Source organism: Pontixanthobacter gangjinensis (genome assembly GCF_009827545.1).
Lineage (GTDB): Bacteria > Pseudomonadota > Alphaproteobacteria > Sphingomonadales > Sphingomonadaceae > Pontixanthobacter > Pontixanthobacter gangjinensis.
In genome coordinates, this window is sequence record NZ_WTYS01000001.1 from 2046290 (window position 1) to 2058048 (window position 11759).

9 protein-coding genes are annotated in these 11759 nt (G+C 55.5%); 5 read left to right on the plus strand and 4 right to left on the minus strand.

Going from position 1 to position 11759, the window contains the following annotated elements; all coding sequences use genetic code 11:
• Positions 1–75 precede the first annotated feature (75 nt).
• Complete coding sequence (locus GRI36_RS09690; protein ID WP_160598281.1) at positions 76–234, plus strand: YqaE/Pmp3 family membrane protein; 159 nt, start codon at positions 76–78, stop codon at positions 232–234.
• Between the two features lie 66 nt (positions 235–300).
• Here the strand turns inward: GRI36_RS09690 and GRI36_RS09695 are convergent, their stop codons facing one another.
• Positions 301–765 carry a DUF3429 domain-containing protein gene (locus tag GRI36_RS09695; RefSeq protein ID WP_160598282.1) on the minus strand — a complete coding sequence of 155 codons (465 nt, stop codon included), beginning with the start codon at positions 763–765 and terminating at the stop codon, positions 301–303.
• A gap of 50 nt (positions 766–815) precedes the next feature.
• On the opposite strand from GRI36_RS09695, the gene GRI36_RS09700 reads away from it, so the two are divergent.
• Entirely contained in the window at positions 816–2156 is a 1341-nt protein-coding gene (locus GRI36_RS09700) for an ABC1 kinase family protein (RefSeq protein ID WP_160598283.1), read from the plus strand.
• Positions 2157–2162: 6 nt separating this feature from the next.
• On the opposite strand, the gene GRI36_RS09705 is transcribed toward GRI36_RS09700, so the two are convergent.
• Positions 2163–5153: a VIT domain-containing protein gene (locus GRI36_RS09705; protein WP_160598284.1), complete on the minus strand. Its 2991-nt coding sequence runs from the start codon at positions 5151–5153 to the stop codon at positions 2163–2165.
• Positions 5154–5274: 121 nt separating this feature from the next.
• Positions 5275–7035 (minus strand): DUF885 domain-containing protein, encoded by a 1761-nt coding sequence (locus GRI36_RS09710; protein WP_160598285.1) that lies wholly within the window; start codon positions 7033–7035, stop codon positions 5275–5277.
• A gap of 66 nt (positions 7036–7101) precedes the next feature.
• Between GRI36_RS09710 and GRI36_RS09715 the strand changes: the two genes are divergently transcribed.
• Entirely contained in the window at positions 7102–7581 is a 480-nt protein-coding gene (locus GRI36_RS09715) for a low molecular weight protein-tyrosine-phosphatase (protein WP_160598286.1), read from the plus strand.
• Positions 7582–7685: 104 nt separating this feature from the next.
• Positions 7686–9200 carry a hypothetical protein gene (locus GRI36_RS09720; RefSeq protein WP_328598372.1) on the plus strand — a complete coding sequence of 505 codons (1515 nt, stop codon included), beginning with the start codon at positions 7686–7688 and terminating at the stop codon, positions 9198–9200.
• A 139-nt stretch (positions 9201–9339) separates the two neighbouring features.
• On the opposite strand, the gene recG is transcribed toward GRI36_RS09720, so the two are convergent.
• The gene (recG, locus tag GRI36_RS09725; RefSeq protein WP_160598287.1) at positions 9340–11397 is read right to left on the minus strand and encodes an ATP-dependent DNA helicase RecG; all 2058 of its coding nucleotides are present in this window, start codon (positions 11395–11397) and stop codon (positions 9340–9342) included.
• 54 nt (positions 11398–11451) lie between these two features.
• On the opposite strand from recG, the gene GRI36_RS09730 reads away from it, so the two are divergent.
• Positions 11452–11730 (plus strand): succinate dehydrogenase assembly factor 2, encoded by a 279-nt coding sequence (locus GRI36_RS09730; RefSeq protein WP_160598288.1) that lies wholly within the window; start codon positions 11452–11454, stop codon positions 11728–11730.
• The last annotated feature ends 29 nt before the right edge of the window (positions 11731–11759 follow it).

Below are 11759 nucleotides of genomic sequence, written 5' to 3' on the forward strand. Positions count from 1 at the left end.
TTGATAAAATGGAAAATCATTTTGGAACAACTTCTTGCGCGAACCATTACGAAGCCAATCAAGGAGTTTTAAACTATGCAAATTATCGTTCTTATCCTCAGCATTCTTCTGCCACCTGTGGGTGTCGCGATCAAACACGGTCTCAGTAACGATTTCTGGATCAATCTGATCTTGACGATTTTGGGAGTGATACCCGGCATCATCCATGCGCTTTACGTGAATTTCCTTCGATAATTTCACGAAGGTACACGCGATTAAATCAGGCGGCACCTGGCAACAGTCGCCGCCTGATTTTTTGTGTCATGGTCTTACCGCAAGACTGACGATGCCAAGAGCAAATGTCAGCAATCCCAAACCGGTAGAGAGATGCCACCGCAGCTGGATCCAACCAGAACCACCAAGACCCAGCTTGCGATCCACCAATGGTGACACCATCAGAAACAGTCCCAGCCACAGCAATGACGGTTCAGGCCAAGCCCAGCCTAGCGTCCATGGCAAAAACAACCCTAAACCTATTAGGCTAGGCAAAACCGCGGCGGCATACGCCCATTTCGGTGCATCCGGATTAGCCAAAGATTGACCCCACCAAACTCCCCCGAGAAAGCTGAAAATCAGCGCGGCATAGGCAAACCCGCCAGCCAGAGCGATCCAACCCCACTCGCCACCAGCCAAAAATAGGTAAAGCGCGAGCACCTGTGGTAGCAGCCCGGAATAGCCGAGCAACCGGACCCAGCGGAACGACTGCGGCGGAATATCATTGTTCATTGAAACCGGCACTTTCTTGCCCGAGTTACGACAGGCACCATCTTCTTCTTATGTCAGATGCAAAGAAACCATCCCGCCAGCGTGCGGTTCCCAGTTCGCGCTTGTCGCGTCTCTCCGGTTTCGGGCGCTTGGCCGGCGGGATCGCTGGCGGCATGATGGCAGAAGGGGCCAGGCGGCTGGCAACTGGACAATTGCCGAAACTGGAGGACATGATTCTTACGCCGGGTAATGCGATGCGCCTTGCAGATCGCCTATCGCACCTGCGCGGCGCGGCGATGAAGCTGGGCCAAATGATTTCGATGGATGCGGGCGATATTTTGCCGCCTGAATTGTCGAATATCCTCGCAAGCCTCCGCGATCGGGCGAATTTTATGCCGCCGCGTCAATTGCAGCAAATATTGCGCGCTGAGTGGGGTGATGACTGGCGCTCCAAATTCGCCGATTTTCATATGCAACCAATCGCGGCAGCCTCTATCGGTCAAGTCCATAAGGCGGTTACGCACGACGGACGCACCCTAGCAATTAAGGTTCAATATCCCGGCATTCGCGAAAGCATTGATGCCGATGTCGACAATGTTGCGACCCTGCTGCGAATGTCCAATATGATACCTCCGCAGTTGGAACTGTTCCCGCTCCTCGAAGCCGCCAAGGCGCAGTTACATGAGGAAGCCGATTACCAGCGCGAGGGCGAACAAATGCAGCTCTATCGCCGGTTGCTGGAAGGTGAAGATGGTTTTGTTGTGCCAATATTGGACGAAGAATTTACAGGTGACCGTGTCATCGCGATGAGTTTTGAATCCGGTGTACCGATTGAAAGTCTTGAGACAGTAGATCAGGACACACGGAACCAAGTGACCGAACGTGTTATTCGTCTGGTCATGCGCGAATTGTTCGAATTCGGAGTGATGCAAACCGACCCGAATTTCGCCAATTTCCAATACCAGCCCGATACCGGCAAGATTGTGCTGCTCGATTTCGGCGCGACACGCCTTGTTTCAGCGAAAATCCAATCTTCCTATCGGAACCTGCTTGTCGCGGCGTTGGATGGTGACGCCGATGATGTTCTGGTTGCTTCTGCCGCCGCGGGGTTCGTGAATCCTGCCGCATTAACACGCCACCGCGCCAGCGTTGAAAACATGACCCAAATCATTCTCAATGAATTCGCACGAGAGGAACCTTTTGACTTTGGCGACCGGGCCTTCGTGGCGGTGCTCAGGGACGAAGGAATGCGCATCGCCGCAGACCGCGAGGCATGGCACTTGCCGCCTGCCGAAACGCTGTTCGTCCAACGCAAGGTCAGCGGAACCGCCATGCTCGGCGCACGGCTCAAAGCTAAAGTCGCTGTGCGGGAAATCTTGGCCGAAGCGCTCGAATGGAACGCTCCGGCATAACTAAAATCAGTCAATCACGATCCGACCGATCAACTTGCGGCCTTCGGCATCGGGCTGCATTTCTACGTCGATTGTCTCCTCGACTTGGCTATCCGTGGCAAAGTTTCGAATTAAACGGACTGTTACAACAGACGGACCATTCGGATTGCGCCGGTCGACCGAGAACGTGTTGATCTCGATCCGGTAAGTGCCGTCAGGTGCCTCACGAAGCTGATATTCCTCCGGGCCATAGCCGCCTGTTAAATCATGCGTATAGCGCGCGCCCGCGCGCGAGGTCTCGTTGCTGAATCCAACTTCTTCGCCCGATGGCTCACGCACCCACAGATCCAGATCGGTGCGCGGCGTATTCCATTCCGCTACCACCCTCACATCAACCGGCAAAGCCGCGACAAATTGCGAATCGAGCATCACGCCTTCCGCCTGCTGACCACCAAGCTCGACTATCAGTGCGTTAGCTTCAGCCAAGGCAATCTCGCCGACTTTTTCGTAAATGCCCTCCCAACGCTTCATCGCCACGCCAACCATGATCTTTTGCGCTTCGACGATATCGTCGCGATTGTCGGTCCGGCGGCCCCGTTCGGCATAGGCCTGTGACAGAGCCATCAAAGGTTGCGGGCGGTCAGATTCGGTATCTGCCAGCAGTTTGAGCAGCCATATGGCGCGATCTGCGTCCCCGTATCGCAGCAACCTTTGGGCGACGATTGCCAAAGTCTGATTGTCCTTGGATGGCAAATCAAGCGCAGCTTCGGCAGCGCGCCTCGCTTCTGCCTCTCGGCCAGCGCGGAAATGCCATTCAGCCAGATCGAGATAGAACAGCGGGATTGAGCCGTACTGTTTTTCGGTATTGGCGACGGCTGCAGGCCAATCGGGTCCCGCCTTGGCCCATGCGGCGATATAAGGGCGGTCTACCGACCATTCCGCAGTTTCGATTGTTTCCCTCAGATCATCGCGCAATCCGGAACTGACGTTGGAACGCTCACCCTCCTGGCTGGCTCCATCCCCGACAATACCTTCAACAGTCACATCGCCAGCTATTTCAATTTCTTCATCGGTCACTGCCGAAGCACCAACTGGCGTTTCCTGAAGCCGCTGAGGAATACGAGAGGCAGTAACGATAATACGGTCTTCGTCACTTTCCAGCCTATCATTGGCGCCGCCAGTAACGCGTGCTGGCGGCGGCGGAGGGGGCTGCGAAACAGCAATCGGCGATGGCGGTGGTGCCATGGGGCGGGATTCCGCCGCAGCTTCCTCAGTTACAGCGTCCACGGCCGCATCGGCACGACTCTTATTCACGTTACGCTGCGGGCCGGCCCACCACCGCTTCCGCGCTTCCCAATATCCAATCAGTTCATCACGGTAGGCCTGGTCGAAATCGCGCGCGATTGCCTCTTGCTGATCTTTGATCTGGTCAAACCGCGCTCTCAAGTCCTTGGGATAGCTGCCTGGCGGAACAAAGCCTGCTTCGACATAATCCTCAGGCGTTTCCAACACGATAAAGCTCACACCCGGGACCGCGACTGACCATCGCCTCGCTTGCTCCGCCAATTCTTCGCTACCCATTGCATCTCTCGACAGCGCGATATGTTGCGCAGCCCAAAGCGCGCCCGGCGCGGTGAAATTAGGAATCAGCGGAGAGGATGCCCGGATTGCCACCCCATCGACCATCAGCTCACCATTTTGCGGCATCGGCCCGACCAAACGGTAACGCCCGTTAGCAGCAGGCAATGCGCGCACTTCAACCGCCCTCTTGTTGCTATCGGTTACAGTCGGCAAGGCAGAGGGCGTAAGTGCCAACTGGACGACCTCTTCGTCCTTGGCCCCGCCTATATCGACAAAGGTCCCGCCGAGCATCCGGGCCTGTCCTTCAAGCCAGGCACGGTCCGATTCCTGTCCGGAGCCTAGCGCGACCAACCGGCAACCTGCCGCTGACAAATTCTCGCGATTTCCAATTGTGGCGCGCCCATCAGTAAACAGGATGCAAGTCCCGTTGCTGTCCGCCAATGCTTTGGCCAAACCATCGAAGCTGGTGCCACCTGCATAGCGCACATTCCCCAGAACACCGCCGAGGTCCTTGACTGCCACGTTTCGTATCTCGGCTTGGCCGCTGTCGAACAACACCAAGCGCACGCTCGACACGCCCAATTCTCTCGCGATTTTCTCGGCAAGGCCCGCTTCGCGCACTAGCTCATCATCAAGCCGCGAAACCGACCGGTCCCATGCAATAGTCAGGGCGCCTTTACTGGAATCACCTGCTCCTGTCGGAGTTTCTCCGCTGAGCTCAAAGAATGCCCCCTCGCCCGGATGCTCGCTCATTGTCAGCCCATCTTTAACGGGGGCATCGAACGCAATCTCTCCGTCGATCTCTCCATTTCCGGTGGCGATGAAATTGGCGCCATCTGCGCGCCATTTGATGCCTTTGCGGCTATCTGGCGTGATGCCTCGTATGCTGATCGAAAAATTGCCAACCTCGCTGGTCTCGATCGGCAGAATATAGCGCTGCCCCGTGTCGAGCGGACTGACAAAACGGATGCGGATAGTGCGACCCTGCTTCGGGAAAATTGGATAGACCCGCGTTTCGAACCGGTCGGAAAAATCGACTTCGGCCAATCCCGGATCGATTCTGCGCACGACGCGCTTTTCAAACGCCACTCTAGCCCGGTCACGTGGCTGCAAGACGCCGTCAATCATCACCCCGTTCACATCGAGAGCATAGCCGGTCACAATGCTTCCCTTGGGCATAGAAAGCGCAAATTGCCCTTCCAAGGTCTGGTCTGTCGGATTTGCGAAGCGCACAGTCATTTCGGTGGTCGCCAAGCTGCCATGGCGGCGAACCTCTATGTCGAGGCGTTCAATGGAAAGCTCTTGGCTGTCTTCACCAACGACCCCGTCAACGGTTGCACTTAATTGCGGCGAAGGGCGTTCTTCGGCAGCCGAAACTGGCGGAGACAATGCGAAAGCCGCTGCGGCGGCCAACAGTAACGGTTTAGTAAGGCGCATGTTTCCACTCCCAAGAAATTTAGGCTGGCAAAAGTTCAGAACTCTTACCTTAAATGTAACACTATATCATGCCGAGAGCGATGAACCTACGCTGACTAGAAGCCCGATGGCCACACCTCTGCTATTCGGCCGACAATTGAGCGGCAATCCAGCGATCAATATGGTTCTCCAACACATCAAGCGGCACAGCACCATTTTCAAGCACCGCATCATGAAACGCCCGGAGATCAAAATTCTCGCCCAGCGCATCGTTAGCTCTATCGCGCAATTCACGAATCTTCAGCTCGCCAATTTTATAAGCGACAGCTTGGCCCGGCCGCGTGATATAGCGATTGACCTCGGCATCGACATTACCGGGCGTCAATGCGGTATTGTCGAGCATATAGGCGACTGCTTGTTCCTTGCTCCAACCTTGGTCATGGATGCCGGTGTCCACCACCAGCCGCGTTGCACGCCACATTTCATAGCTGAGCCGGCCCATTTGCTTGGCAGGGGTATCATACAGTCCCATCTCGATGCCGAGGCGTTCGGAATAGAGTCCCCAACCCTCGACAAATGCCGTGAAGAACGTGCCGTTTGCGCGCAAAGGGTGGATATCCAGTTCCTGTTGCAAGGCGATTTGGTGGTGATGCCCCGGCACCGCTTCATGCACGCCCAAGGCAGGCAATTCCCATAAAGGGCGTTGATCCAGTTCAGTCGTGTTGACGCGGTAAATGCCCGGCTGTCCGGTCGCCAGCGATCCTCGCTCATAATAGGCGGTCGTGTTGCCCGGTGCTTGCGCAGCCGGAATAGGCGATACGGTGTATGGCTGACGCGGCAAATTACCGAAAAGCTTTGGCATAAACCCGTCGATCTGCTTCGCCAATGCGCTCGCGTGCATAATCAGTTCTTCGGGAGTTTTGGCGTAATATCTGGGGTCTGTGCGCAAATGCTCGATAAACTCTTCACGGCTTGCGAATCCGGCCTCGCGCGCCACTTCAACCATTTCAGCGCGAATGCGGGCAACTTCTGACAGGCCAAGGTTGTGAACTTCATCAGGCGTCATATCGGTCGTGGTGAAACTGCGGACACGGTAAGCGTAATAGTTTTTCCCGCCCGGCGTACCGGACACACCGGGCGCACCCGTCCGGCAATTTGGCATGTACTCACGGACATAAAAGTCCAGGAAATCGGCATTCGCAGGATATACGCCATCTTCGATCGCTGCTGCGGCGCGCTCCTTCATCATTTCCCATTTCTCTTCGGCAATGAAGCTGGGTCGCTCTCCGTAGAAGGGTTTGAATATTGGCGAATCTTCCGCGTTCTGCTTGTTGCCCTCTGCTATCCGTTCTTCGAAACCCTTCATCGGCTGGCAAGCTTGCGTCAGCCCGCGCGCCACCGCTTCGCGCGACCGTGCGATCCCTTGCGCATTGATTGCGGGAAAAGCTTCCAGACGGCCCAAGTAGGATTCATAATCCGCCTCTGTGAATAGCGGCGAGCTGTACGGCAGGGAATCCACCGCCCTGCTCCAAGCCCCGCGATTGGTGAACAAAATATAGCGGGTATGGTCAAACGCAGACCCTTCGATATTGTCGTTCAGGCTTTGCAACAATATCGCGTAATCAACCCGCAAATCTTGCGGCAATGCGTCTTCATCAATCGCGGAAAGCCGCGCTAGATATGCTTTTGTTTCAGTTATTTGCCGGTCATATGCCTCAATCGATAGATCGCCCAGTTTCCCGTCACCACGGCGGTCGCCGATACTGGTCGCCAGATAGGGGCTGTTGTCTAGTGTCCACTGCCAAATCTCTTCTCGAAGCTGCGTGTAATCATCAGCGGGGGCGGCGTAGGCTGGAGCGACTATGGCAACGCTCAAAAGCGCGGCGGCAAAAAATGACTTCATGCGAATATTCTCCTGATTATCGTCAGCCTATTGCGAGGATGGCTCTGGGTCCAGTAGGACGGCTGGATGAAACGAAAACCAGCTGTACTTTTCGTCTGTCTAGGCAACATCTGCCGCTCTCCGCTGGCGGAAGCAGCATTCCGCTTGGCCGCTCAGGAAGCCGGACTGGACGCAAAAACAGATTCCGCCGGAACCGCAGCCTATCATATCGGCGCTCCTCCAGACCCACGTAGCATTGACACAGCGGCGCGGAATGGTGCCGACATCCGTCATTATCGGGGCCGCCAGATCAAACAGAGCGATTTTATAAACTTCACTCATATTTTCGCCCTGGACGAGAGCAATCTGGCCGATATTCTGCAAATGGCTCGAACTGAAAATTCGGCCGAAATAATGCTCCTTATGGATACGCTTGCCGGATATGAGGGACGGACTGTTGCAGACCCTTATTACGGCGACGATGCCGGTTTTGACGTCACTTGGGATGACGTCAGTAGGGCCGCAGACGCCTTGGTCAAATCTCTCAAACAGCAGACTTCTTACTGAGGCGTACTGAAAAACTTCAGATAAGCTGAACCTGCGTTAACCAAAAAATAGGCTGATTGCGAATAGGGCGGATTGAACATTTCTTCATTCTGGGAATCCTATCTGTGAAATTGCAATCTCTTGCCATAACCGTTGCTGCCGCTGCGATGACAATCTCCGCACCTGCTCTTGCTCAGGATGCCAGTTTGGAAGCACGTTTCCAAATTCTGGAACAGCGCATTCAAGCGCTAGAAGCTCAAAATCAGGAGTTGCGCGAAGAATTGGAAGCGGAACCGGAAAGCCGAGAAGCGGTACCGGCTCTGCGAGCACCTCAGGCAGTTCCTCCTGCGCCTGTGCAGGCGATTGCAACAGAACAATCGCCAGATGGCATCGTGGGCACCAATTCAGCCTATTCTTACAAGATTCTGGACCATTCGGAAAATGTAAACACACGTCCGCTGGTCCAATTGAACGCTATCGCAAATGGCCAGCTTAAGAACCGTGTGACCCTATCGGGCGGCGCGACTGTCCTCATGGATAAGCAATGGAGCAATACAGCTGATAAATTCGGCTATCTGATGCGCAACCCGACCTCTGCGAACCAGATTGGCAAGGACGTATCCGAAGCTGTGATACACTCCGCACAATTGGCTGTAACTGCCCGTTTGGATGATGATTTCACTGCCTATGCGGAGCTTCTCTACGATCCGCAGCAGAGTTTTGGCCAAGGCACCATCACCGCCCTTACTCGCAACCAGATCCAGCTACGCCGCGGTTGGGTAATGTTTGGCAATCTCGAGAAGCGCCCGGTCTATGCCCTCGTCGGTAAAATGGACACGCCATTTGGCCTGAATGACAGCGTGAGCCCATTTACAAATTCGACAAGTTGGCACGCTTTCTCCGGCCTCGCCTATGGCGCACAAGTCGGGCTTGAGACCAATGGTCTTTCTTTAAGAGCCATGGCCATTCAAGGCGGCGCGCAATTCCGCGCAGCCAATGTTCCGGTAAATGGAACCAGTGTACCTTCAAGGCTCAACAATTTCGCAGTTGATGCACGCTACACCACTTCGCTTGGCGGCGAAGGAAACCAGATCATGGCCGGTGCCAGCTATCAACATGGCAGCGCATATTGCCAAGGCTATCCGGTGGTCCACTTCACACCGTGTCAGGACAATAATCCTGAATGGGCAGCCTACGGCAAGGTTAATTATGGCGACCTGACCTTGATCGGCGAATATGCCAGCACTACCAAGCCGCTGCCAGGCAGCGCAGTGCCAATTCCGAACAATCCACTCAGCGCATTCCCGGCTGTTAAGACTGAAGCCTTCACCGCCGGCGGACGGTATGCATTCGGCCCGAAATCATCGAGCCAGCAAGGCCGGCAATTTGCGGTCTCAGGTGAATTTTCGAAATTCATTGCAGGTGCCGATGGTGCACCATGGGAACGCCAGAATCAGGCTGTGTTCGGCTTGTCCTGGTTTGCCTCCGCCAATATCAATCTCTTCTCTGAGTTCGTCCATGTCGACGGCTTTGTTCCGCTGAACTTCCTAAGCGGAGGGAACTTCCCCGATGGCAGCACATGGTCAGACCGTGACGCCAATACCAATGTCGCATTAGTCGGCGCGCAAGTTGCGTTCTAATATGATTTTTTGCTGAATTAGGCGCGAATTGGGGCCGCAACTAAAACTGCTCGGCGCCCGCAATTAGACACGGCCCTAATAAGGTCAGAATTGCGGGAGTTTGGCAAATGTTCTTCGTCGAGTGCCGCGTTCAGACTTTCTATCCGCCCCTAAGCATTTGAACGCCCCAATCGCGATCAAAAAGATACAGCAAAATCCGTGCGGCCTCTCCGCGCTTTCCGGACAGGCCGCCATCGCGCTCCATCAGTATTTTCGCGTCATCATGGGCTTTTGGCAAGAGCCGGGTAATCTGCTCGAGCGTTGCGACGCGGAACGGGGTGTCGCCCGATTGCCGCGTGCCTAGAAGCTCACCCCCGCCACGCAGCCGCAGATCTTCCTCGGCGAGTAAAAATCCATCCTGTGTTTCACGCATCAAAGCTAGCCGCTCACGCCCTGTCTCCGAAAGAGTATGGCCACGTAGTAGCAGGCACACCGATTTTTCCGAGCCCCTCCCCACTCGCCCACGCAATTGATGCAATTGGGCAAGGCCAAATCGTTCGGCTTGTTCGATCACCATCAAGGTCGCGGCGGGAACATCAACGCCGACTTCGATCACGGTGGTAGCAACCAGGAGCTTGGCTTGGCCGCTGGCGAACCGCTCCATCGCGGCGTCTTTAAGGTCAGGCTTCAATTGCCCGTGAACGAGAACAACTTGATCACCGAACCGTTCTTTCAAGCCTGCGTAACGCGCTTCGGCAGCGGCGATATCCTCATTCTCGTTCTCGCGGACCATCGGGCAAACCCAATAGGCTTGCTGTCCCCCGGCAATGTGCCGCGCCACCCCGTCAGCCACATCGGCAAACCGCTCCTGAGCGACAACCCGGGTATCAATAGGTTGGCGTCCCGGCGGCATTTCGTCGAGCCGAGAGACATCCATTTCGCCATATTGCGCCAGCGTCAACGTGCGCGGGATTGGTGTCGCGGTCATTGCCAAAGTATGCGGAGTGGACCTGCCTTTATTTGACAGCATCAAGCGCTGAGCGACCCCAAAACGGTGCTGTTCGTCAATTACGACGAGCGCAAGATCCTTGTAATTCACGCTGTCCTGAAAGATCGCATGGGTGCCGACTACCATATCGATGCTGCCGTCTAGCAGTCCCATCAGAATGGATTCGCGCGCCCTGCCCTTGTCCCGCCCGGTCAATAACGCGATTTCAACGCCAGTAGGTCGCAGCATTACGCGCAAAGTCTCAAAATGCTGCCTCGCCAAAATTTCAGTTGGTGCGAGCAAGGCGGCCTGTTTGCCAGCCTCCGCAGCGATCAGCATTGCTTTCAGTGCAACCACCGTCTTACCCGCGCCCACATCGCCCTGTAGCAACCGGAGCATCGGCGTTTGCTGAACCATATCACCTTCAATTTCGGCAACTGATCGCGCTTGCGCTCCGGTCAGCGAATAGGGCAATTCAAGCTTTTCGCGCAGCCGCCCGTCACCAATTAGCGCTTGGCCCTTGCGTTCGCGATTATCCGCCCGCACCAGCAACAGTGCCAGCGAGTTTGCCAACAATTCGTCATAGGCGAGCCGTTCGCGCGCCGCCTCATGCTCGCCCTTATGCGCCAGTTTCAAAGAATCGCGCCATGACGGCCACTTTGCCGCTTCGAATTGACGCGGTTCAATCCATTCAGGCAAATCTGGCAAACGCGCTAAAGCTTGTTCTACGAGCCCTGAGATCTTCGGCTGGGTCAGACCTTCCGAAAGTGAATATACCGGCTCGCACAGACGGACGAGCGTATCATCGCTCGCTTCAACAACATGGTCCGGATGCACGATCTGGAGCATTTGGCCATATTGGTCTATCCGCCCCGCAATCCAGCGCTTCTCGCCAACCGGGAGCAATTTCTTAGCTGTGTATGAAGCGCGTCCAAAATAGGTCAGCGAGCAGATATTGCCGATCTCATCCTGCGCAAGGACGCGGTACGGACCTCGGCCCGACGAACCTTTATGCTCCGTCGGGGTCAGTGCGACCACAACTTGTTCACCAACGCTGGCCTCATCCAGATTGGCGACCGAACGCCGCGTCACGAAACGCTCGGGCAAATGGTAAGCGACATCACGAATGCGGGTGAGGCCCAGCTTGTCGAGTGGCTTCTTCAATTTCGGTCCAACGCCATCGAGCGTTTCGACTTCGGCAAACAGAGCATTGAGCAAATCGGGACGCATAGCGTACCCTATAGCTTCTTGCGCGCACTTGGCGAGTGCCCTACCCGCGCTTTCATGTCAGAAAATACCGATCTCGCATCGCGCTTCGCTCGCGCCAAGTTCCGTTCATGGCACCGTGGCACGCGGGAAGCCGATTATATGATTGGCGGGTTCTATGACCGCTATCATGATCAATGGTCAGAACCCGATTTGCTTTGGTTTGAAACGCTGCTTGATGAAGACGATGTGGACATCATGGCTTGGGCGCTGAAATCGCAGCCGACACCGCCCGTCTTCGCCGGACCGCACATGGAATTGATGCAGAAGCTCGATTACGTAAATATTCCGCGCTGAAGCAACCATCTGGCGGGAACATCCGCCGC

Bases quoted from the DNA above. Each gene is read 5' to 3' on its own strand.
- GRI36_RS09715 (WP_160598286.1), top strand. From the start codon at position 7,102: ATGAAACGAAAACCAGCTGTACTTTTCGTCTGTCTAGGCAACATCTGC.
- GRI36_RS09690 (WP_160598281.1), top strand. From the start codon at position 76: ATGCAAATTATCGTTCTTATCCTCAGCATTCTTCTGCCACCTGTGGGT.
- recG (WP_160598287.1), bottom strand. From the start codon at position 11,397: ATGCGTCCCGATTTGCTCAATGCTCTGTTTGCCGAAGTCGAAACGCTC.
- GRI36_RS09730 (WP_160598288.1), top strand. From the start codon at position 11,452: ATGTCAGAAAATACCGATCTCGCATCGCGCTTCGCTCGCGCCAAGTTC.
- GRI36_RS09695 (WP_160598282.1), bottom strand. From the start codon at position 765: ATGAACAATGATATTCCGCCGCAGTCGTTCCGCTGGGTCCGGTTGCTC.
- GRI36_RS09705 (WP_160598284.1), bottom strand. From the start codon at position 5,153: ATGCGCCTTACTAAACCGTTACTGTTGGCCGCCGCAGCGGCTTTCGCA.
- GRI36_RS09700 (WP_160598283.1), top strand. From the start codon at position 816: ATGTCAGATGCAAAGAAACCATCCCGCCAGCGTGCGGTTCCCAGTTCG.
- GRI36_RS09710 (WP_160598285.1), bottom strand. From the start codon at position 7,035: ATGAAGTCATTTTTTGCCGCCGCGCTTTTGAGCGTTGCCATAGTCGCT.